Consider the following 22316-nt stretch of genomic DNA (forward strand, 5'->3'; position numbering starts at 1 on the left):
TCCTTCGGTCAGTGGGCTAGAACGGCGGGCAGTGCTGACAGAATGACCAGCCAGTGCAGGATGAGCCCCGGCCACAGTCGCCTGCAGATCAGAAACAGCGCGCAGAACACCAGACCCCAGGTGAAGAACCAGCCGAACTGGCTGACGGACTTCAGCCCATGCTGCGCAACGAACGCCAGCGAGGCCAGCACGCACGCAACCGCGATCCCCACACCGCGGCGACGCAGGCCCCGTAGCGCGAAGCCGCGATACACCAGCTCCTCGCACAGACCTCCCAGCAGCCCCATCACGACGTAGATCAGTCGCGCCTGCCATGTGCGCGGCGCCAGGTTCGCCAGATCGGACAACTGCGCCGGATCCACCGCGGGACCATGCCTCAGCGCCCACTCCACGCCGCCTACCAGCGCGAACGCGCACACCAGGTATGCCGCGATCAGCCAGGCCGTGCCGCGCCGGCCGAGTGCCCAGCCGATGTCGCGCCAGGACCAGCCCGCCTTCCCCAGGATCACCCGCAACAGCGCGATCTGCACCGCATACCAGCAGGCGGCGACGGAGAAGACAACCGCCTGCGCATCCCAATGCGCGGCCTCCATCGCCGGCCGCTGCAACAGCAGCAGCGACGCCAGGAACGACCCTAGCGGAAAACCCAGCAGGACGTAGACCATCGATGCGGTCGGCATGGTTGGGCGAAGCATGGCGGTCGCCATGTGAGACACCGGGGCGGTCTGCGAGAGGAGGACCCAGCATCGGCCGCAAATCGGATCCAGGGCATGGCCGGTCGTCATGACCAGGACCTGCCGGAAGTCACGACTTGCCGCCCGCCCATTGCCGGTGGCGCGGGGGCGGGCGAGCATCGGTCCATGCGACCGACCCTGCGCGAGTTCTTCGAGCCCCTCAACATCGCCGGCCTGATCACCATCGCCGCGGTGACGCTGTCGTTCGGCTTCGAGGCCGACGGCGGCGTGCTGCGCTGGTGGCTGCTGGGCGGCTTCGCCGGGCTGTTCATCGCCTACGATTGGATCAAGGGCCGCGCGGTCCTGCGCGATGCGGCGCTGTGCGTGCAGGCAGCGCTGGCGCTGTGGCTGGTGTACCTGGAACCGCGCGCCGGCACCGCGCCGGTGCTGCTGGTGATGCTGGTGGCGCATGCGGCCATGTGCTGGCGGCCGGCGGTGGTGCTGGCCTTCGGCGTGGCGATCAATGTGGGCCTGTACCTGACGCTGGACGCGGTAGGCGTCAGGCGGCAGTGGCTGATGGTGGTCATCTACGCCAGCTTCCAGGCCTTCTCGGCGCTGGTGGCCTACTACGCGCGCAACGCCGAACGCACGCGCGACGCGCTGGCCCTGGTCAATGCCGATCTGCTGGCCACGCGCGCGCTGCTGGCCGACAGCGCGCGCGACGCCGAGCGCCTGCGCGTGGCGCGCGAGCTGCACGACGTGGCCGGGCACAAGCTCACCGCGATGAAGCTCAACCTGCGTGCGCTGGCGGGCGACCCGGCCCTGGCCGAACGCAGCGAGGTGCGCATCGCCCAACAGCTGTCCAGCGAGCTGCTCGACGACATCCGCAGCGTGGTCCAGGCCCTGCGCGACACGCGCGGACTGGACCTGCATACCGCGCTGCGCGCGCTGGCCGCGCCGCTGCCGCGCCCCGCGCTGGCGCTGGACATCGCCGCCGACGCCACCGTCACCGACCCGGCGCTGGCCGAGACCCTGCTGCGCGTGGTGCAGGAGGCCCTGACCAACACCGCCCGCCATACCGATGCCGAAACGCTGCACGTGCGCCTGACGCGCGAAGACGAGGCGCTGCTGCTGCGCATCGAGGACAACGGCCAGCGCGCCGCGCGCCTGCGCGAAGGCAACGGCCTGTCCGGCATGCGCGAGCGCATCGCCGCCGCACGCGGCCGCCTGGACATCGATCTCACTCCACACGGCGCGCTGCGCCTGACCGCCAGGATCCCCGCATGAGCCCCTCCGCTTCCATCACCGTCGCCCTGGCCGACGATCAGGCGCTGGTGCGCGCCGGCCTGCGCGCGCTGCTGCAGCAGCAGGGCATCGCGGTGGCGTTCGAGGTCAGCGATGGCGCCGAGCTGATCGAGCGCCTGGCCGCCCAGCCGGTGGACGTGGTGCTCAGCGACATCCGCATGCCCGGGGTGGACGGCATCGAGGCGCTGACCCGGCTGCGCGCGGCCGGCGATGCCACCCCGCTGCTGCTGCTGACCACCTTCGACGATGCCGACCTGCTGCTGCGTGCGACCGAGGCCGGTGCGCAGGGCTTCCTGCTCAAGGACGCCGCGCCGGAGGATCTGCGCGATGCCATCGTGCGCGTGGCCGGCGGCGACACGCTGCTGCAGCCGGTCAGCACCGAGCCGGTGCGCGCGCGCTACGCCTACCGCGAGCAGGACGCCCCGCGCGAGCCGTTCAACGAGCGCGAGGTGGCGATCCTGCGGCTGCTGGCCGGCGGGTATTCCAACAAGGAGATCGCGCGCACGCTGTTCCTGGCAGAAGGCACGGTGAAGAACTACGTGTCGGTGATCCTGGACAAGCTCGGCACGCGCGACCGCACCCGGGCGGTGCTCAAGGCGATCACGCTGCGGGTGATTTGAATCCTCATCGCGCCGCGTCGCGCGTCAGGAGCCGGCGACGCGCCTCTGCCCCCTCCCTTGCGTAGCAGGGGAGGGCTGGGGAGGGGTTGGCTTTTGCTGTTGATGTTGCGGTTGCTTCTTGCCGCAGGTAAGAGCAAAAGCAAAGGCAAGAGCAAAAGCCAACCCCTCCCCAGCCCTCCCCTTCGCTTCGCGAAAGGGAGGGAGCAAGCGCGACGGCGGGTGCGTCGCCAGACGACGAGATTCGTCGCCGACATATCCGCGGTCACACGATTGCGGCGACAATGCCGGCCCCCACGTCGCCCGAAGGTCCCCACCACGATGCAGCCCGTCACCCTGACCCGCTACCTGGTCGAAGAACAGCGCGCCGGCCGTATCGGCGCCGAACTGCGCCAGCTGATTTCCGTCGTCGTGCGCGCCTGCACCAGCATCTCGGTGGCGGTGAGCAAGGGCGCGCTGGGCGGCGTGCTGGGCGAGGCCGGCACCGGCAACGTGCAGGGCGAGGCGCAGAAGAAGCTGGACGTGATCAGCAACGACATCCTGCTGGAAGCCAACGCCTGGGGCGGCCACCTGGCCGCCTGCGCCTCGGAGGAGATGGACCACGCCATGCCGGTGCCGGACGAGTATCCGCACGGCGAGTTCCTGCTGCTGTTCGACCCGCTGGACGGCAGCTCCAACATCGACGTCAACGTCTCGGTGGGCACCATCTTCTCGGTGCTGCGCTGCCCGAAGGACCATGTCGAGGCGCCCACCGACGCCGACTTCCTGCAGCCGGGCCGCGACCAGGTCGCCGCCGGCTACTGCATCTACGGGCCGCAGACCATGCTGGTGCTGACCACCGGCCACGGCACCCATGGCTTCACCCTGGACCGCGAGCAGGGCGTGTTCGTGCTGACCCAGCCGCGCATGCAGGTGCCGGCGCAGACCGCCGAGTTCGCCGTCAACATGTCCAACCAGCGCCATTGGGAGCCGCAGATGCAGGCCTACGTGGCCGACCTGCTGGCCGGCCAGGACGGCCCGCGCGGCAAGGACTTCAACATGCGCTGGATCGCCTCGATGGTGGCCGACGTGCACCGCATCCTGACCCGCGGCGGGATCTTCATCTATCCGCGCGACCTCAAGGACCCGTCCAAGGCCGGCAAGCTGCGCCTGATGTACGAGGCCAACCCGATGGGCCTGCTGATCGAGCAGGCCGGCGGCCTGGCCAGCACCGGCCGCGCGCGCATCCTGGAGCTGCAGCCCGAACAGCTGCACCAGCGCGTGCCGGTGTTCATCGGCTCGCGCGAGGAAGTCGAGGCGGCCGAGCGCTATCACGCCGACTGAGGCGCTGCGCCGCGGGCCGCGGATGACCGCCACCTGACGTCGGCGTCAGCTTCCTGAGACAATCCCGGGCTTCCGGCCGCGTCCAGGCGGCGTCCGAACAGGTGCTTGTCCCATGGCTTCAGCTTCCCCGCGCCGCGATGTCGGCCCCTTCGCGCTCATGCTCACCGGCCTGGGCTCGATCATCGGCTCGGGCTGGCTGTTCGGCGCCTGGCGCGCGGCGGGCCTGGCCGGTCCGGGCGCGATCTGGGCCTGGGTGTTCGGCGCGGCGATCATCACCACCATCGCCCTGACCTATGCCGAGCTGGGCGCGATGTTCCCCGAATCCGGCGGCATGGTGCGCTACAGCCACTACTCGCATGGCGCCCTGGTAGGCTTCATCGCCGGCTGGGCCAACTGGATCGCCATCGTCTCGGTGATCCCGGTCGAGGCCGAGGCCTCGGTCCAGTACATGGCGTCCTGGCCCTATCCCTGGGCGCAGGCGCTGTACATGCATCTGCCCAATGGCCAGGGCGAGCTGGCCGAGCCCGGGCTGCTGATCGCCGCCGGGCTGGTGCTGGTGTACTTCTTCCTCAACTTCTGGAGCGTCAAGCTCTTCGCCCACTCCAACACGGCCATCACCGTGTTCAAGCTGGTGGTGCCGGCGGCCACCGGCGTGGCGCTGATCGCCAGCGGCTTCCACCAGGAGAACTTCTCGGTCGGCGTGCACGGCGGGCGCGACACGCTGGACCTGGCGGCGGTGCTGACCGCGGTGGCCACGGCCGGCATCGTGTTCAGCTTCAACGGCTTCCAGAGCCCGGTGAACCTGGCCGGCGAGGCGCGCAACCCGGGCCGCAGCATCCCCTTCGCCGTGCTCGGCTCGATCGCGCTGGCCACGGTGATCTACCTGATCCTGCAGGTGGCCTACCTGGGCGCGGTGCCGCCGGACCTGCTGGCCAAGGCCGGCTGGCACGGCATCGACTTCCGCTCGCCGTTCGCCGAGCTGGCGATCATCGTCAACCTGCACTGGCTGGCGATGCTGCTCTACGCCGATGCCTTCATCAGCCCCTCGGGCACCGGCATCACCTACACCGCCACCACCTCGCGCATGATCTACGGCATGGAGCGCAACGGCACCCTGCCGGCGCTGCTGGGCCGGCTACATCCGCGCTGGGGCGTGCCCCGCCCGGCGATGTGGCTGAACCTGGTGGTGTCCTATCTGTTCCTGTTCTTCTTCCGCGGCTGGGGCACGCTGGCGGCGGTGATCTCGGTGGCGACGATCATCTCCTACCTCACCGGCCCGGTCAGCGCGATGGCGCTGCGCCGCAGCGCGCCGGACCTGCCGCGTCCGCTGCGCCTGCCTGGCCTGCCGCTGCTGGCCGGCGTGGCCTTCGTCATGGCCACCGAGCTGCTGTACTGGGCGCGCTGGCCGCTGACCGGGGAGATCATCCTGCTGATGGCCGTGGCCCTGCCGGTGTACGCCTGGTCGCAGCACCGCCGCGGCTGGCCGGACCTGCGCCGCCAGCTGCGCGGCGCGGCCTGGCTGCTGACCTACCTGCCGGCGGTGGCGCTGCTGTCCTGGGGCGGCAGCACCACCTTCGGCGGCCACGGCTACCTGAGCTACGGCATGGACCTGGCCGTGGTGGCGGTGGTGGGTGTGGTGTTCTACCTGTGGGGCGTGCGCGCCGGCTGGCGCACGCCGGCGCTGGGCGAGGCCACGAATCGCTGAGCGCTGCTATCGTGCAGGCCATGCACGAACAGGATCTCATCGCGGTGATCGACGGGGCCGTCCCCGCCGACACCTGCGCGGCCATCGTCGCCCGCTTCGAGGCCAGCGGCCAGGAGGCGCCGGGCCGGGTCGGCGGCGGCCACTTCCCCGAGCTCAAGCGCTCCAGCGACATCGCCATCAGCGGCCAGCACGGCTGGGCCGACGTGGAGCAGGCGCTCAACCAGGCGGTGTTCGCCGGGCTGAAGGAATACCTGCGCACCTATCCCTTCGCGCTGATCGCGCCGGTGATGCTGCAGTACACCCCGCAGGGCGGCAGCGCGCGGCGCATCGGCTACGAAGACCTGGAGACGATCGACGACGCCACCCTGTCCGACCTGATGACGGCGGTGTTCCGCCCCGGGCGGATCAACCTGCAGCGCTACCGCGCCGGCGAAGGCGGTTACCCCTACTGGCACTGCGAGCTGTACCCGAAGGACAAGCAGGCCGAGACCCTGCACCGCCACCTGCTGTGGACGCTGTACCTCAACGATGGCTTCCAGGCCGGCGAGACCGAGTTCTTCCACCAGCAGCGCAAGATCGCCCCGCGCACCGGCAGCCTGCTGATCGCCCCGGCCGCCTTCACCCACACCCACCGCGGCAACCGTCCGCAGGGCGGCGACAAGTACATCGCCACCAGCTGGGTGCTGTTCCAGCCCGCGACCAAGCTCTACGGCGGCTAGGAGGCCGGCGGGCGCCAAAGGCGCATCACGCCGCTATCCTGAGCATCTCCCTGACGCACGAGTCGGACATGGACGCCTCTTCCTTCCCGACCCCTCACCTCCGCGCAGCCGACCTGCCGCGCTGGCGACGCGGGCTGATCGCACAGCTCGTCGCGCGCCTGCAGCTGCCGGCGCCGCTGGTGCGCGAGATGGTGGCCGAGGCCTTGCAGCGGGAGCTGCGGGGCGCGCGCTGGTCGTGGATCGCCCTGGGCGCCGTGGTGTCGGCGACGGTGCTGCTGCAGACCTTGGCTCGCAGCGGCGAAGCGGCGCTGGTCGTGCTATTCGTCGGTCTGCTCGTCTGGCAACTCGTCGGCCGGATCCGGGCGCGTCGCGCGCTGTTGCGTGCCGCTGGGCGCAAAGCCCGCCAGCTGGCGCGTTTGCGGCGCCGCAAGGCCGGCTGAGCCTCAGCGCTGTTCGGCCAGCAGCAGGCTGGTCTCGGAGGCGGCGATGCCTTCGATGTCGCGCAGGCGGCGCAGGGCCTGGTCGAAGCCGGCCAGGTCGTCGGTGCGCACCTCGGCCACCAGGTCCCAGCGGCCGTTGGTGGAATACACGCTCACCACCTCCGGCAGGCGGCGCAGGGCGGCCACGACCTTGTCGGTGGCGCCGCCGCGGACCTCGATCTGGGTGATGGCGCGCACGCCGTGCAGGCCGTCCTCGTTGGCCAGGCGGATGGTGAAGCCCAGCAGCAGGCCGCTGCGCTGCAGGCGGGTGATGCGGTTCTGCACGGTGCTGCGCGAGACCTTGAGCTGCTTGGCCAGCAGCGCGGCGGGCGTGCGGCTGTCGGCCCGTAACAAGGCGATGAGATCCGGTCCAGGGTGTCGAGGGCTTCGGCCATGGCGGGCCTCCGTGTGCTGAGGGAAAGCTTGGCGATGCGCCAGTCACTGTCATCGATTTGACAGAAATCCGGCAAACACTGGCGATCTGCGCGCTTCTTGCTGGTTTGCGCGCGGCCTAGGATGCCATAACGCCAATCACGAGACGCTTGCCCATGTCGACCTCGCCCCGCCCGCGCGTGCTGATGTGCCCGCCCACGCACTTTTCCGTGGACTACGACATCAACCCCTGGATGACCGGCAACCGCGACCAGGCCGACCGTGGCCGCGCCCAGCGCCAGTGGGAGAACCTGCACGCCCTGGTGGCCGACGCGGCAGACGTGGAACTGATCCCGCACGTGCCGGGCCTGCCGGACATGGTGTTCACCGCCAACGCCGGGCTGGTCTATCGCGACCTGGCCGTGCCCAGCCGCTTCCGCCATGCCGAGCGCGCCGGCGAGGAGCCGCACTTCACCCAGTGGTTCGCCGGGGCGCGCTTCGCGGTGGACCTGCTGGACGGCATCGAGTTCGAAGGCGCCGGCGATGCGCTGCTCGATCGCGCCGCGCCGCGGTTGTGGTTCGGCTATGGCCACCGCAGCGATGCGCGCGCCGCCGCCGCGCTGCAGGACAGGCTGGGCCTCGAGGTGGTGCCGCTGCGCCTGGTCGATCCGCGCTTCTACCACCTGGACACCTGCCTGTGCCCGCTGTCCGGCGGCGAGCTGCTGTACTTCCCCGCGGCCTTCGACGAGACCGCGCAGGCGGCCATCGCCGCGCGCGTGCCGGAAGACAAGCGCATCGCGGTGTCGGAAGAGGACGCGCTGGCCTTCGCCTGCAACGCGGTCAACCTGGACAATGTGGTGATCCTCAACCGCGCCAGCGCCGCGCTGCGCCAGGCGCTGGAAGCGCACGGCTATCGCGTGCGGGAGACACCGCTGGATGAGTTCCTCAAGGCCGGCGGTTCGGCCAAGTGCCTGACCCTGCGGCTGGACGAGCCGGGGCTGAACTAGACCTGCCCAGCGCGTTCAGGCGGCGCGACGAAGCGCAAGCGCTTTCAGTCACCGGCGTTGAATGCGGCCGCGCGCACTGTGGCGCCACACCAAACGCGCCCTCAAGGAGCACGCCATGAAACTCCGCAACCGCACTTCGCTCGCCATCGCCACCCTGCTTACCCTGAGCCTGTCGGCTCCGGTGTGGGCGCAGAGCGCGCAGACGGACAAGCCGATGGATCACGCCGCCATGCAGCACAGCGACGCCATGCCGCCGGACAAGTCCGATCAGCCGGGCACCGACACCTGGATCACCACCAAGGTCAAGGCCGATCTGCTGGCCAGCAAGGGCGTCTCGGGCACCGACGTGTCGGTGGAGACCAAGGACGGCGTGGTCTGGCTGAGCGGTACCGCCGCCACCAAGGCCGAGAAGGACCGCACCGTCGCCAAGGCCAAGGCCATCGAAGGCGTGAAGAGCGTCAACGCGACCAACCTGAAGGTCGTGCCGGCCACCAAGAAGTAAGCCGCGCTCATCGGGCATCAAACGAAGGACGGCGCCTATCGGCGCCGTCTTTTTTGTGCCGCTGAATCGCGATGCACGCAGTGCAGGCGGTTCACGCTTTCCCGCTGCGCAGCGTCCAGAGCGCCGCGCCCACGATCAGCGCGCCGCCCAGCCAGCCGGCCAGGGTGAGCCGTTCGCCCAGCCACACCACCGCGAACAGCGCACCCCACACCGGCTCGGTGCCCATCAGCAGGCCCACGCGGCTGGGCGTGCCGCGGCGCAGCGCCCAGTTCTGCGCCACCAAGGCGAACACCGTGCAGCCCAGCACCAGGTAGAGGCAGGCCCACCAGAAGGCGCCGGCCTGCGGCAGCGCGGGCAGGCCGGCGGGCAGCAGGACCCACGCCAGCGCCAGGCAGCCGCTGCCCACCACGGCGGACTGCACGGCGGTCAGCAGCAGCATCGGTGCCTGCGCATGCCGGCGCGTGAGCCCGCTGGTGGCACAGGCCGTGATCGCCCGCAGCACGGCGGCGGCCAGCATCAGCGCATCGCCCCAGCCCCAGTGCATCCGCGGGCCGCCGGCGAGCAGGGCGGCGCCGGCCAGGGAGACCGCCGCACAGGCCACCACCACCGCGGCCGGCCGCCGGCCCAGCAACGCCCATTCGGCGAACGGCGTGAACACCACGCACAGGCTGATGAGGAAGGCCGCGTGGCTGGCCTGGGTGTGCGCCACGCCGTAGGTCTCGCACAGGAAGATCGCCAGCAGCAGCCCGCCCAGCGGCAGACCGGCGCGCACGGCGCCGCGCCACTGCGCCCAGGTGGCGCGCAGACACGCCGGCGCCAGCAGCGCGGTGGTCAGCAGGAAGCGCACGGCCAAAAAGCCCAGCACGGGGTAGAACGCCAGCGCGCCCTTGGCCACGCCGTAGCTGGTGCCCCAGACGATGGCGACCAGCAGCAGGGCTGCGTCGGCGGCACGCAGCAGCCTGGGCGCGGCCGGCGAGGGCGAGGATGCGAGGGTGGGAGCGGAAGTGGACATGGGCGCAGCGTATATTCGCGATCCTGCCGCGATAATCCGCCGCTCCGGCACAGGTTCTGTTCCCCATGCGCACGAATGAGGCCCTCGACAGCCTGTCCGACATGGCGGTGTTCGCACGCGTGGTGGCGGCCGGCAGTTTCTCCGCCGCGGCGCGCGGGCTGGGGCTGACGCCCTCGGCCGTGAGCCGGCAGGTCGCGCGGCTGGAACGCGCGCTGCGCGTGCGCCTGCTGGAGCGCTCCACGCGCCAGCTGCGCCTGACCGAGGCCGGGCGCGCCGCCCATGCCCGCTGCCAGCAGCTGGAGAGCGCCGCGCGCGAGGTGTTCTCGCTGGCCGGCGATGCCGACGGCGCGCCGCGCGGGCTGGTGCGCATGAGCGCGCCCAAGGCCTATGGCCGGCTGCGCATCCATCCGCTGGTACCGGCCTTCCTGGCCGCGCACCCGCAGGTGGACCTGCAGCTGGTGGTGACCGACCGCACGGTGGACCTGTTCGCCGAGGACATCGACCTGGCCGTGCGCATCACCGACACCCCGCCGCCGGGCCTGGCGGGCCGGCCGCTGGAGACCGTCGAGCACCTCGTCTGCGCCAGCCCGGCCTACCTGGCGCGGCGCGGCCTGCCGGAGCACCCGCGCGAGTTGGCCCAGCACGACTGCATCGTGCTGGGCGAGGACGAGCGCGACCGGCACTGGCGCTTCGAGCGCGCCGGCGGCGGCGAGGCGGCCAGCGCCAGCGTGGCGGTGCGCGGCCGCTACCAGGCCAACCACTCGGAGATGCGGCGCGAGGCGGCCCTGGCGGATCTGGGCATCGCCTCCCTGCCCGGCTTCACCGCCCGCCCCGCGCTGGAGGCCGGCACGCTGGTGCCGGTGCTGACCGGCTGGCGCCACGTCACGGCCTACTCCGGCACGGCCTGGCTGCTGTACCCACCCAACCGCTTCCTGCCGGCGCGCGCACGCGCCTGGATCGACCACCTGGCCGCCGGCCTGGCCGCGTCCTAAGGCATGCCCTTGGCGTCCTGAATGCCGCGCCGGCCTGCGCCTCCGGCAGCCCGAGCACGCCCAAGCGGCCCGCCGAACCGGCTGGCGGCAGACCGCCCGGCCACAGCTGCACACCGAGGCCAAGGAGGAAAGCGGCGCGGGCAGTCCTTCGCCCGCGCCGTGATCCTAGAAACTGAAGACCAGACCGAAATCCACGCCGTTGACGCCATAACCGCCGGCATCGCCCGCGCCCTGGTCGGCCGAGGTCGCCTCGTTGCTGTAGGCGATGGTGCAGGTGCCGTTGCGATCGTTGCGGATGTGGGCGTAGTCGGCATAGAGGTAGGTGCGCTTGTCCAGCGTGTGCTGGTAGCCGATGCCCCACTTGCTGCAGACGTTGTCCACCGCGGCGGAATCGCGCCTGTTCCAGGACGCCTTCCACAGCCCCTTCTCGCCCATCGGCACGGTCACGCCGAACAGGTAGCCGGTGTGGTCGTCGTAGAAGCCCAACGCCGGCGACACCGGCGATTCCACCGTAGTGCGGTCGCGGTAGGCCCATAGCTTGAGCGGCCCGAAGTCGTAGCTGGCCGCGGCCACGTTGACCTTGAGCCGGGTCAGGCCGGGCACGCGGTTCCACCACTCTTCCTCGTGGTCCCAGGTCAGGCTCAGCGGGCCCTGCTTGTAGGCCAGGATCACCGCATACACCGGGCTGCGCGCGTCGTGGTCGCTGACGCCGTTGAGGTTGGGCGTGTAGGCCAGCGTGGCGTTGAGGCCCTTCCAGCTGGGCGTGACGTAGGCCACGGCCTCCTCGGCGCGCGAGGTCACCACCTGCAGAGCGCCGCCGGCGGCGACCGAGCGGCCCTGGAACGGGTCGAAGGCCTTGAGCACCGAGGCGCGGCCGCCGTCGATCTTGCCGGCCAGCAGCGTGCCCCACTTGCCGGTCGCGCCCAGCCAGGTGTGGCGGTTCCAGTAGGTGTCGCCGCCGCTGCCGTAGTCGTGCTGCCCGGTGTAGTTGATGCCCAGCTCGGACTCGCCGATCAGGGTGACGCTGTCGTTGAGCGTGTAGGCCAGCTTGAGGCCGACGCGACTGCCGTCGGAGCCGGCCGCGCTCTGGATGTCGTGTTCGGTGCCGTTGTCGGGCACCAGGCCGTTGCCGCCGCCACGGCCGACATAGCCGATGTCCAGGGTGCCGTAGAAGGTGACGCTGGCCTTGCCGTCGCTCCATTTGAGGGCGGAGGCGTCTTCTTGCTGGGCGTGGGCCAGCGGGGCCGCCGACAGGCCGGCCAGCAGGGTGGTCAGGGCGCATGCGGTTCTGCTGTACATCGCGTTCTCTCCGGAAGATGGGCAAAGCGATCCCGTGGCACCGGCGCCAGGGCCGGACGCAGGACATGTGGGGGGCGGGGTGTCGTCCGGCGCGCAGGCGCGGACGCAACGCGGGGCCGCCCCGCGTGCGCGGGACGCAAAGACCTCCTCTGCGGCCTGCCGCATGGGCGGGCCGGGCATGGGTGGGCGGGATGTGGTGGCCCGCGCGCGGTCAACGGCGCGTGGGCGCGGCGGTCATTCCATTTCGAGCATGAAGTAGAGCCGGGTGCCGATATCGGCCAGCAATCGGTCCTGGTGCCGGGCCAGCTTCAGCCCGGTCAGGCGGCCGATCTTGGACAGCCGGTAGGCGATGGTTTTCTGATGGGTGCCCAGCGACAGCGCGGTGGCCGCCTGCGAGCAGTCGCATTCGAAGAAAGTGCGCAGCGTGCCCAGCAGCATCTGCCGCGAGGCGTCGGGTTCGGCCATGAGCTCGCCGAGGATCTCGCGCGTGACCCGACGCACGTCGGCCTCGCTGCGCAGGTTGATCAGCAGGCCGAGCACGCCGCTCTCGCTGTAGGCGGCGACCGCGCCGTTGCGGCGGTAGCGCGCCACTTCCAGCGCGATGGAGGCCTCGCGCAGATGCGAGGGCAGCTCGCGCATGTCCGCACACGGGCCGCTGAGGCCAGCGGCCAGCGACAGGTGCGGCACGCGCGCGGTGACCTCGCCGATCATGCGCAGCGCCAGCACGCGCAGGCGGCCGGTGTCGCCGGCGCGACACAGCATGCGCAGCTGGTTGCCGCGCACGCCGTGCAGCAGGCTGGCGCGTCCCAGCTCGCTCTGCTGGACGGCCTCGAGCAGGGCGTCGCGATCCTCCTGGTCCAGGCTGTCGCTGTTGAGCGTGGCCAGCAGCACGCAGGCCGGGCCCTTGAGCGCCACGCGCAGCTCGCGCGCGCGGTCCAGCGCGGCGGCGCGCACCTCGTCGCTGCCCTCGAGCAGGTCCCACAGCACTTCCTGCAGGGTCTGGGCGCGGGCGCGGGCCATGTTGCGCCGCTCCAGCAGGTGCATGGCCACGGCCAGGCAGACGTGGCTGAGCACCAGGCGGGTGGACTCGGCCGGCTCGGTGGCGCCGTACCAGGCGATCCAGCCCAGCATCTCGCCGCCGGCCAGGATCGGCTGGGCGTACAGGTAGCCGTCCTGCAGCGGTTCGAGCACGCCGTTCTCCGGCGTGCCGGCCACGTCGCCGACGATGCGGCGCACGCCTTCGAGCAGGCGCTCGCCGCGCTCGCCCTGGCTGGGGCGGGCGACTTCGACGGCCAGGTCGCGGTCGAGCACGATGATGGTGCCGCCGGTGTGCTGGGCAGTCTCGGTGGCCACCGCGGCCAGCGCGCCGCCGCCAAGCATGGTGTTGACGACCTGCTTCTGGAAACGCGCCGAGTCCTCGATGGCACGGATGCGCTGGGCCAGCTCGGTGTTGGCCTCGGCCAGGCGCGCGGCGGCGCGTGCGCGCGACTGCTGCAGGCGGGCGTTGTCGATGGCCAGCGCCGCCAGGCCGGACAGGGCCAGCAGCAGGCCGTGGTCCTGCTCGGTATACAGCGAGGGGCGGCGGCGCCAGACCTCGAGCACGCCGATGATCGCCTCGCGCGCGCGGATCGGCACGGCCAGCGCCGAGCGCACCTTCTCCAGCCGCGCCAGCGGCATGAAGTCCTGGCTGATCGACTCGCTCTCGATGTAGTTCTCCACCCCGCACGGCGCATCGGTGGCCAGCGCCTGGCCGGCCACACCGACGCCGGCGTGCATGCGCAGCTTGGCCGTCTCCACCGAGAAGTGGCCCACGCTGCAGCGCATGACCAGTTCCTCGTCCTCCAGCATCAGCACGCCGCAGATGTCCGAAGCCAGTAGGCGCTTGGTCTCGTGGGTGACCAGCAGCAGGATCTCGTCCAGGTCGGCGCTGCGCAGGATGCGGGTGGCCACGTCCTGCAGCACCTGCAGCTCGTGGGCGTTGCGCGCGGCGCTCTCGTGGCGCTCGGCGATGGCGATGGCCAGGTCGACGTAGCGCGCCGCCAGGGCCATGGTCTGCAGGTCCGGGGCGGTGGCGATGCCCTCAATCCAGGCCACGATGCTGCCGGCGCGCACCGGCAGGGTGAGGCGATCGCCCTGCAGGGTCGGCTCGGACTGCGCGTCGCGCGGCGCGGCAGGCCAGCCTTCCTCGCGCGGGGAATCCAGCGCCACGTCCAGCTGGTGCCAGTCGCGCCAGCCCACCGCCGATTGCAGCAGGATGCGGCCGCTGCGCCCGCCGGCCAGTTCGGCCAGGCTGTGCTCGGCCTCGGCGAACACCGCCTGCAGCCCGTTGTCGTGCAGCGCCGACAGCCGCTGGGCGAACAGGTCCAGCCGCGCGATGTCGCCGGCCTGGCCGGCCTGGGGCATCCGGGTCCGCTGGCGCACCACTTTCAGCTCGGGCTTGCTCATCGTCGCCTCCCTCGGTTGCCAGGCCAGGCTCAGCCCTGGGCGGTGGCCTGCTGACCCAGCATCAGCCGGATCAGATCGCGCTGCTCATGCGGCACGCTGAAGCGATGCACGCCCAGGCGCAGCAGTTCGCCGGCCAGCTCCGGCAGCACCTGCGCGCCGCAGGCCGCGCCCAGCGGTTCGCCATTGTGCCCCCGGGCCTGCACCAGCGCCTGCACCAGCGTGCGCAGGAACGGGCGCAGCCGTGCGTCCGGCCGCGCGCTGATCGCGCCCTGGGCCACGTAGGCATCCAGCACCGCCCCGGCCACGTTGGGCACCGAGACCGAGCCATAGGCCGAATGCACCAGCTCGTCCATGTCCAGCCAGACCTGGGCGCCGCCGGCCAGCATCGCCGGGGCCTGCTCCAGCGCGGCCACGTTCTGCACCAGCACGCCGGGCTCGACCGCGGCGAAGGACGCGGCCGCCTCGCGGAACAGGCGCCATTCGCCGTCCTCGACCAGCCCGCCCAGCAGCACGGTGATGCGGCGCCCGGCCCCGCGCGCGGCCGCGTCCAGGCCGCTGAGCCAGGCGCGGATATAGGCCGGGTTGCCCATCGGCAGGAACAGGTGCGGGTCGAACTCCTCCCAGTCCGGCAGCAGCACCCGGGCGCGCGCCGAGGCGACCACCGGGATGCGCACGTGCAGCGGGCGTTGCCCCGCCGCGGCCAGGGCCGGCGCGGCCAGCGCCTGGGCGATGTCGGCCAGCGCCTGTTCGGCCTGGGCGCCGCCGCCGCGGCCGACGTCGCGCACGCGCTGGGCCATGTCCTGCAGCAGGCCCAGGCTGCCGGCGATGTCGGTCAGCGACACCACGCCCAGGCCGGGTGCGGCGCTCGCGCCCAGGCCCTGGCTCCAGACCTGCGCGCCGCTGGCCACCTCGGCCGCCAGCAGCAGGCGCTCCAGCCCGTCGCTGGCCTGCTCGGGCGCGGCCAGGGCGATGGCCTGCGCATAGACCTCGCCGCTGCCGCCGTCGATGGCGATGGCATCGCCTTCATGCCAGGTGCGGCCGGCGGTGGAGAAGGTGCGCGCGTCCGGGTCGATGACCAGCGCCTCGCAGCCGACCACGCAGGGCTTGTCCAGCGCGCGCGAGACCACCGCGGCATGGCTCAGCGCGCCGCCGCGCGCGGTCAGCACGCCTTCGGCGGCGAGCATGCCGCGGATGTCCAGCGGGCTGGTGGTCGGGCGCAGCAGCACGACCTTCTCGCCGGCCGCGGCGCGTTCGGCGGCGCGGTCCGAATCGAGCACCGCGATGCCGCTGGTCTGGCCCGGCGAGGAGCCGATGCCACGCGCGATCGGCGTGGCCGCGGCCAGCTGGGCCGGATCGAATACCGGCCGCAGCAGCTTGCGCACCTGGTCGGCGCTGACCCGCGACACCGCGGTGGCCGCGTCGATCATGCCCTGTTCGACCAGGTCGGCGGCGATGCGCACGGCGGCCTCTGCGGTGCGCTTGGCCGGGCGCACCTGCAGCAGATACAGGGTGCCGGCCTGCACGGTGAACTCGATGTCCACCGCGTCGCGATAGAGCGCCTCCAGCACGTCCGCGTACCCATCCAGGCGACGGCGCAGCTCCTCGTAGCCCGGCTCGTCGCGCGACAGGTCCACCGGCGTGGCCGCGCCGGAGACGATGTCCTCGCCCTGGCGGCCGACCAGGTATTCGCCGTACAGCGCCGGGGTGCCGTCGTTGGGGTTGCGCGAGAACGCCACGCCCGAGCCAGAGTCCGCGTCGGCGTTGCCGAACACCATCGCCTGCACGGTCACCGCCGTGCCCAGGTCGTGCGGGATGCCGTGGTGCTCGCGGTAGGCCTTGGCGCGCGGGCTGTCCCAGGAACGGAAGACCGCGGCGATCGCCTCGCGCAGCTGCTCGGCCGGTGCGGTGGCGGTGCTCTCGGCGCCCTGCTCCTCCAGCCAGGTCACCACGGCCTGCTCCAGGGCGGCCAGGTCGAGCGCGCCGGACTCGGCCCGGGCGCGCACCGGCGCCAGCGCCTCGACGAAGTCCTCGCCGTCCAGCCCCAGCACGATCTCCGAATACATCTTCCAGAAGCGCAGCCAGGTGTCGATGACGAAGCGCCGGTCGCTGCCCTGGGCAATCAGCCATTCGGCCGCGGCCGCGTCCAGGCCCAGATTGAGCACGGTGTCCATCATGCCCGGCATGCTGACCTGGGCGCCGGAGCGCACCGAGACCAGCAGCGGCTGCGCGCCGGCGCCACCGCCGAAGCGGCGGCCCAGTGTTTCGCCCAGCGCGGCCACGGCCTGGTCCACCTGCGCGTGCAGGCCGCGCGGCAGGCGCCGGCCGCCTTCGGCAAAGGCGCGGAAGGCGTCGGTGCTGACCACGAAGGCCGGCGGCACCGGGATGCCGGCGGCGACCATGCGCGCCAGGCCCGTGGCCTTGCCGCCGAAGCGCCGGCTGTCGCTGGCATCCAGCGCCGCGACGTCCCAGACGAAGGCGTCGGTGTGCATGACGGCGGCCTCAGACATCGCGCGGCCGCCCCACCACGGCCAACACATCCTCGTGGAACTCGAACCAGATGTTGTGCATCGAATCGACCGTGGGCCGGCACACGAACTCGCTCTGGCCCTGGTCGGCCTTGGCCATCGCGCGGGCGAAGCGGTCGGCATAGCGCTGGTAGCGCGGAATGTCGTCGGTGACCTGGCCCAGCGCGCGGATCATGCGCTCGACCAGCTTGGTCATCTTCTCCTGCGCGCGCGCATCGCCACCGGAGGTCTGCCAGTCCGAGACGGCCTTGATGAACTGCGGATTGAGCGTGGCCTCGAAGCGCTCGTACCAGGCGATGATGTCGCCCTGCTCGCGCAGCGGCGCGTAGGTCTGCCGATAGAACGCCAGCACCTTGGCGGTGCCGGGTTCCATCAGCAGCCAGGACCCTTCCATCCCCAGCACTGCCTCGGCCTGCGCTTCCTGCGTCAGCGCCTGCTCGACCGACGCCAGCGGCTGCCCGGTGACCTCGGCCACGTGGGCGGCCGTGGCCATCTTGCGCAGATAGATGGCGTTGAGCAGCTCGAAGCGGTCCGCGTCGGGCACCGACGCGGCAGAGGTGGGGATGTCGGGTAACGCGTGCATCGCTTCAGCTCCAGAAGTACTTGGACCGGCGCAGGTCGGTGCCCTCGGGGAAGGGCAGATAGCCCTCGCCGGAGAAGATCTTCTGCGGCACCACCGCCTGGGCGAAGCCGCGCTTGTTGATCTCGTAGTAGTAGTTGGCCACGCGCTGGTCGATCTCCCAGAAGTCGTAGTCCACGCACGCTTTCTCGTAGGTCCCGGCCAGGCGCAGATGCGGCAGGATCATGTCGATGTAGTAGGTGTACATGCCATTGGTGATCAGCTGCCGCCGCGACATCCGCGCCAGCTTGGAGTACAGGCCGAAGGTGGCCTGCTGGATGCCCTCCAGGCGCTTGCCCAGGTCCTTGATCGGCACCTGGTAGACCTCCTCCATCGGCGTGTTCCACTTCTCGCGGGCGAACACCGCGCCGCCGACGATGGCCTCGATGTAGTTCTTGGGCCGGGTGAAGGTGGTGGAGATGTCGTTGACGCGGATCTCGTCGAGCTTGAGCAGCGCCGGGTCGATCACCAGCAGCAGCGAATAGGCGTGCGGCACGCCGTTGGCGTCGCACACGTCGCTCCAGTGATAGATCTCCTCGTTGGTGAACAGGTCGCGGATGATCATCAGCTTGCCGTCGGGCAGCTCGTAGGGGCCGGTGTCGCCCAGGCCCAGGCGGTTGTCGAAGTGATCCAGGAACGCCAGCAGCTCGGCCGAGGCGTTGAACTGGGTGAACTGCGCGTGCTGGTCGCTCTCCGGCTCGAACCACTCCACCTGCGAGGCCAGGCGCTCGATCACGTCGGCGTCGTGGATGGCGCAGCGATAGCGATCCTGCGAGTTGAGGATGTAGCCGTCCTGGCGCTTGCCCCACAGCACGCGCTGCATGAACTTGAGGATGGTGTTGCTCTCCTCGACGTAGTCGTTGGGCTTGATCGCCTCCAGCGCCAGCAGGCCGCAGCGGCCCATGCCGAAGCCGACCGCGCCGATGCACCAGTCGTGCACCGCGTTGACCTTGATGCCGATCTCGCGCTTGGCGGTGGCGCCGATCCGCATCACGCCCTCGGCGCCCACCTCGTCGGTGGTCATGCGCAGGATCTCCGGCCAGCGGTAGAACTCGTTCATGAAGGCCAGGATCTCGTACTCCTGGCGCGGGATCATGCCCGACACGCCCTCGGTGGCGCGCATCACCAGCACGTCCCAGATGTTCCAGGCCAGGTAGTTGTTGAGGTCGTTGAGTTCGTCCAGGGTGAACTGGTCGCGCAGCACGTCCTCGCGCGAGACCTTCTCCAGCACGCGGCTCTTGGCGCGGCTGCGCATCACGCGGTCGCCGATGATGCCGTCGCGCACCGGCTCCATGCCCTTGAAGTTGCCGACGTAGGTCAGGTCCTGGAACCGCAGGCCGTCGTCGTCGGGGGTGTAGCGCTTCTTGTAGTTGCTCATGTGTGGATCCTCCCGGATACCGGCGATGGGGTCAGGCTTCGACGACGCGGCCGAACTCGGCGTCGGTCACGTCCAGGCGCACGCGCTTGCCTTCCAGGCGCTCGATCATGGCCTTGAAGTGCGCGTCGTTGTCGCCGCCGGTGACGTAGCGGGCATCGCTGTCGAGCAGGTAGGTGGTCATGATGCAAGGCATCTGGAACTCGCGTGACAGGATCCCCAGGTGCGACTCCGGCGCGCCGGACAGGGTGATCACGCCGATGGCGCCCATGCTGATGGCCGGCGACAGGAAGGTCGTGGTGCCACCCTGCACCAGCAGGATGTGCTGCTTGAGCTTGCCGCTCTGGATCAGCTTGATCACCGACTGCGGATTGGGCAGGTAGATCACCTCGCCCTCGGGCGACTTCTTGCTCTCGAAGCTGTTGTAACCCTGTGCGATGACACTCATCGTTGTTCCCTCCCAGGAACGCGTATTGGGATCGGCCGCCCGCGAGGGCGTCCTACGAAGTGGGGTGTTTCTTGCCGGCGATGCGGGTGACGGTGGCGCCGCCGTCGGCCGGCGCGGGCGAGGCATGGCCGGCGGCGTCCTGCGCCTGGATGGCGCGGATGGAAGGGGCCAGCCAGGACAGCAGCTCCTGCGGCCAGTGCGCGATGGTCTCGGCCCCGGCGTCGCGCAGCGCGCCGGCCTCGTGCAGGCCCCAGGTCACGCCGATCACGCGCACGCCGCATTCGCGCGCATGCAACGTGTCGCCGACGGTGTCGGTGACCAGCACGACTTCGTCCGGCGCCAGGCCGCGCGGCGATTTCTCCTCGTAGGCGTCATGGCCCTGGCGGCGCGTGGCATAGGACGGGTCGGCGAGGAACTTGCGGATCGCCTCGCGCTTGTCCGGCTCGATATCGCCGCCGAAGATGTGGGCGAAGTAAGACTCCAGCCCCGATTCGCGCACCACCCGCGCGATGGCCTCGGTGCTGTTGGTCGAGACGATGCCCAGCACCATGGTCTGGGCCAGCGTCTTGACCACATCGGCGATGCCCGGCACCAGCGGCGGCGCGTACTCACGGCGCAGCAGCTCCAGGAAGTGGGCGATGGCCGCATCGCGCTTGGCCTGGTCCGGCACCAGCTTGGCCAGCGAGACGAACATGTTCTCCTTGAACACCGCGAAGTATTCCTCGCGCGTGTCGATGCCGAGCGCGAATTCGCGGTTGGTGCGCTCGAACAGCACCCAGGACGACTCCCGCGTCTGCACCAGCGTGCCGTCGAGGTCGAACAGGACGGCGCGGACGGGGGTGGGAGCGTTCATGGGCCTGGGCGTCCTCAAGGCTCAGGCGTGGATCAGGCGGCGGGTGCGCGCGTCGGCGTTGAGCCGGGTCAGCGCGGGCAGTTCGAAGAATTCCTGCAGCTCGCCGTAGCCCACCTCGCCATTGACGTCCCAGCGCGCCAGCACGTTGAAGCCCACCGTATTGGCGTAGCACTGCCACGGGAAACTGGTCATGCCCTTGCCGCGCAGCTTCCAGACCCGATCCTCGCTGTCGGTCAGCTCCAGCTCGACGGTGTCGGCATAGCGGTCGACCTTGCGCAGCACCTTGCCCTTGCCGGCCTTGAAGCCGAAGACCTGACCCCGCTCGACCACATAGCCATGGGTCAGCGACAGCGCGCCATCGTCCACGGCCGGGTCGAAGCCGAAGATCGCGTGCACGGCCAGGTCCTTGGACACGTGCGCGTGCAGCCAGGACATGTTGGGCGCGCCGCGCTCCGGGCGCGGGCCCCAGCTGTGGTCCATGGTCGACACGCAGTCGATCGGGATCTGCTCGCCGCGCAGCACCACCTGGCCTTCGAAGTGCCCGCTCTGGTCGAAGTGGCCGTTGTAGGCCGTGCCCCAGGCGAACTTGCCGGCCGCACTGGCGGCGGCCACCATCGGATCCTGCTCCGGATCGTGGATGTCGAAGGGCGGCATGATCGCGCGGTAGGTCACGTCGATCTTCAGCTGATCGGCATCGTCGAAGCGGATGTGCCAGGCCATGTTGGGCTCCAGCGTCTTCACCCGCAGGCCGTTGGGCAGGCTGTAGTCGAGCAGGTCGCAGTCGGCCGGCATCGGGATCGAGGCCTGCCAGTCCACGTAGTCCGCTTCCCACGGCGTCACCGCGAAGCGGCTGCTCACGCAGATCGAGGAATTGACCGTACGCAGCTGGGTGCGGAACAGCGCGTAGACGCCGATGTTGATCCCACGCTGCGCATTGTAGAAGCCGAAGTAATTGGTCTCGGCCCACAGCGGCTTGTCGGCGTCGGGGGCGTGGAAGCGGGCGTCTTCGGGCTTGATCATGGGGCAGGCTGAGTACGGTTGCGGCGTGGGATCAGGCTATGGGTTGCTTGCGCGGCTGCACATGGCTGGTGGGGACAAAAACGCGCGCGTGGCTTGCCGTGGTGGATTGTGCTGTGCAGCGTGGGATCGCGTTCCCGCATCGGGAGACAGCGCGGGATGCCCCTCTCCCACCAAAAGGCGGCGCTGGATTTGCGTTGGCGCATCGGGATGGCGGCATGGGGCTTTCCTCGCCATCGAAAAGCGGCGGCAGATGTCCCTTCTCCCATCGGGAGAAGGTGCCCCGAAGGGGCGGATGAGGGTCCGGGCGAAGCCCGCCCCTTCTTCGACCGTATGAGGCTTCGCCCTCACCCCAACCCCTCTCCCAACGGGAGAAGGGCGCAAAGCTCACAGCGCCTGGTCGTAATGCGCGGTGGTGCGCTCGCGCACGTCCTGCGTGCTGACGCCCGGCGCCAGCTCGACCAGCGCGAAGCGCCCGCCGCGCTCGCGCGCGAACACGCACAGGTCGGTGACGATCATGTCCACCACGTCCTGGCCGGTCAGCGGCAGCGTGCAGTGGGTCAGGAACTTGGGATCGCCGTTGCGCGCGGTGTGCTCCATCACCACCACGATGCGCTTGACCCCGGCGACCAGGTCCATCGCGCCGCCCATGCCCTTGACCATCTTGCCGGGGATCATCCAGTTGGCGATGTCGCCGGTCTCGGAGACTTCCATCGCGCCGAGTACGGCCAGGTCGATATGGCCGCCGCGGATCATGGCGAAGCTGTCGGAGGAGGAGAAATAGCTGCTGGACGGCAGCTGGCTCACGGTCTGCTTGCCGGCGTTGATCAGGTCGGCATCCACCTCATCCGGATACGGGAACGGGCCGATGCCGAGCATGCCGTTCTCCGACTGCAGGGTGACTTCGATGCCGGCGGGCACGAAGTTGGCCACCAGCGTGGGAATGCCGATGCCCAGGTTGACGTAGTCGCCATCGCGCAGCTCGCGCGCGGCGCGCGCGGCCATCTGCTCGCGGGTCCAGGCCATGC

At 70.6% G+C, this 22316-nt stretch carries 21 protein-coding genes; 9 read left to right on the forward strand and 12 right to left on the reverse strand.

Translation table 11 applies throughout. From position 1 onward, the window contains the following. Positions 1-8 precede the first annotated feature (8 nt). Positions 9-707: a CPBP family intramembrane glutamic endopeptidase gene (locus ACFJIT_RS16370; RefSeq protein ID WP_379654292.1), complete on the reverse strand. Its 699-nt coding sequence runs from the start codon at positions 705-707 to the stop codon at positions 9-11. A 54-nt stretch (positions 708-761) separates the two neighbouring features. Here ACFJIT_RS16370 and ACFJIT_RS16375 point away from each other — a divergent pair, with 54 nt between their 5' ends. The 6 genes from ACFJIT_RS16375 (at position 762) to ACFJIT_RS16400 (ending at position 6783) form a co-directional block, all read left to right on the forward strand. After that, on the forward strand, positions 762-1961 hold the full coding sequence (locus tag ACFJIT_RS16375; protein WP_379655789.1) for a sensor histidine kinase: 1200 nt from the start codon (positions 762-764) through the stop codon (positions 1959-1961). Further along, positions 1958-2599, forward strand: a complete 642-nt coding sequence (locus tag ACFJIT_RS16380) for a response regulator transcription factor (protein ID WP_130524110.1) — start codon at positions 1958-1960, stop codon at positions 2597-2599. The genes ACFJIT_RS16375 and ACFJIT_RS16380 overlap by 4 nt, the downstream gene beginning before the upstream one ends. Before the next feature lie 318 nt (positions 2600-2917). Then, positions 2918-3919 (forward strand): class 1 fructose-bisphosphatase, encoded by a 1002-nt coding sequence (locus ACFJIT_RS16385; protein ID WP_379654293.1) that lies wholly within the window; start codon positions 2918-2920, stop codon positions 3917-3919. Between the two features lie 112 nt (positions 3920-4031). Continuing rightward, positions 4032-5624, forward strand: coding sequence for an APC family permease (locus ACFJIT_RS16390; protein WP_379654294.1), 1593 nt, complete (start codon positions 4032-4034; stop codon positions 5622-5624). Positions 5625-5644: 20 nt separating this feature from the next. Further along, positions 5645-6343: a 2OG-Fe(II) oxygenase gene (locus ACFJIT_RS16395; RefSeq protein WP_130524113.1), complete on the forward strand. Its 699-nt coding sequence runs from the start codon at positions 5645-5647 to the stop codon at positions 6341-6343. 68 nt (positions 6344-6411) lie between these two features. Next, positions 6412-6783 carry a hypothetical protein gene (locus ACFJIT_RS16400; RefSeq protein ID WP_379654295.1) on the forward strand — a complete coding sequence of 124 codons (372 nt, stop codon included), beginning with the start codon at positions 6412-6414 and terminating at the stop codon, positions 6781-6783. Between the two features lie 3 nt (positions 6784-6786). On the opposite strand, the gene ACFJIT_RS16405 is transcribed toward ACFJIT_RS16400, so the two are convergent. Then, positions 6787-7176, reverse strand: coding sequence for an Lrp/AsnC family transcriptional regulator (locus tag ACFJIT_RS16405; RefSeq protein WP_379654296.1), 390 nt, complete (start codon positions 7174-7176; stop codon positions 6787-6789). A 194-nt stretch (positions 7177-7370) separates the two neighbouring features. On the opposite strand from ACFJIT_RS16405, the gene ACFJIT_RS16410 reads away from it, so the two are divergent. Continuing rightward, positions 7371-8201 (forward strand): dimethylarginine dimethylaminohydrolase family protein, encoded by an 831-nt coding sequence (locus ACFJIT_RS16410; RefSeq protein WP_379654297.1) that lies wholly within the window; start codon positions 7371-7373, stop codon positions 8199-8201. 115 nt (positions 8202-8316) lie between these two features. After that, complete coding sequence (locus tag ACFJIT_RS16415; protein ID WP_379654298.1) at positions 8317-8703, forward strand: BON domain-containing protein; 387 nt, start codon at positions 8317-8319, stop codon at positions 8701-8703. Positions 8704-8794: 91 nt separating this feature from the next. Here the strand turns inward: ACFJIT_RS16415 and ACFJIT_RS16420 are convergent, their stop codons facing one another. Then, positions 8795-9715 carry a DMT family transporter gene (locus ACFJIT_RS16420; protein WP_379654299.1) on the reverse strand — a complete coding sequence of 307 codons (921 nt, stop codon included), beginning with the start codon at positions 9713-9715 and terminating at the stop codon, positions 8795-8797. Positions 9716-9780: 65 nt separating this feature from the next. Between ACFJIT_RS16420 and ACFJIT_RS16425 the strand changes: the two genes are divergently transcribed. Further along, positions 9781-10707, forward strand: coding sequence for a LysR family transcriptional regulator (locus tag ACFJIT_RS16425; RefSeq protein WP_286575972.1), 927 nt, complete (start codon positions 9781-9783; stop codon positions 10705-10707). A gap of 165 nt (positions 10708-10872) precedes the next feature. On the opposite strand, the gene ACFJIT_RS16430 is transcribed toward ACFJIT_RS16425, so the two are convergent. The 9 genes from ACFJIT_RS16430 to ACFJIT_RS16470 all read right to left on the reverse strand — a co-directional run bounded on the left by ACFJIT_RS16430 (position 10873) and on the right by ACFJIT_RS16470 (position 22314). Beyond that, complete coding sequence (locus ACFJIT_RS16430; RefSeq protein ID WP_379654300.1) at positions 10873-12006, reverse strand: porin; 1134 nt, start codon at positions 12004-12006, stop codon at positions 10873-10875. Positions 12007-12240: 234 nt separating this feature from the next. After that, positions 12241-14451: a GAF domain-containing protein gene (locus ACFJIT_RS16435; RefSeq protein WP_130524121.1), complete on the reverse strand. Its 2211-nt coding sequence runs from the start codon at positions 14449-14451 to the stop codon at positions 12241-12243. Positions 14452-14480: 29 nt separating this feature from the next. After that, on the reverse strand, positions 14481-16940 hold the full coding sequence (locus tag ACFJIT_RS16440) for a pyruvate, phosphate dikinase (protein ID WP_379654301.1): 2460 nt from the start codon (positions 16938-16940) through the stop codon (positions 14481-14483). A gap of 10 nt (positions 16941-16950) precedes the next feature. Continuing rightward, positions 16951-17559 carry a hypothetical protein gene (locus tag ACFJIT_RS16445; RefSeq protein WP_379654302.1) on the reverse strand — a complete coding sequence of 203 codons (609 nt, stop codon included), beginning with the start codon at positions 17557-17559 and terminating at the stop codon, positions 16951-16953. A gap of 4 nt (positions 17560-17563) precedes the next feature. Continuing rightward, positions 17564-18973 (reverse strand): hypothetical protein, encoded by a 1410-nt coding sequence (locus tag ACFJIT_RS16450; protein ID WP_130524123.1) that lies wholly within the window; start codon positions 18971-18973, stop codon positions 17564-17566. A 31-nt stretch (positions 18974-19004) separates the two neighbouring features. Beyond that, on the reverse strand, positions 19005-19418 hold the full coding sequence (locus ACFJIT_RS16455; protein ID WP_130524124.1) for a PEP-utilizing enzyme: 414 nt from the start codon (positions 19416-19418) through the stop codon (positions 19005-19007). Between the two features lie 52 nt (positions 19419-19470). Next, complete coding sequence (locus ACFJIT_RS16460; protein WP_130524125.1) at positions 19471-20271, reverse strand: HAD family hydrolase; 801 nt, start codon at positions 20269-20271, stop codon at positions 19471-19473. A gap of 21 nt (positions 20272-20292) precedes the next feature. Further along, positions 20293-21291 (reverse strand): hypothetical protein, encoded by a 999-nt coding sequence (locus ACFJIT_RS16465; protein ID WP_286575968.1) that lies wholly within the window; start codon positions 21289-21291, stop codon positions 20293-20295. A 384-nt stretch (positions 21292-21675) separates the two neighbouring features. Then, entirely contained in the window at positions 21676-22314 is a 639-nt protein-coding gene (locus ACFJIT_RS16470; protein WP_379654303.1) for a 3-oxoacid CoA-transferase subunit B, read from the reverse strand. Between the last annotated feature and the right edge of the window lie 2 nt (positions 22315-22316).

The organism is Pseudoxanthomonas sp. UC19_8, assembly GCF_042700505.1.
In the GTDB taxonomy this organism is placed as follows: Bacteria; Pseudomonadota; Gammaproteobacteria; order Xanthomonadales; family Xanthomonadaceae; genus Pseudoxanthomonas_A; species Pseudoxanthomonas_A winnipegensis.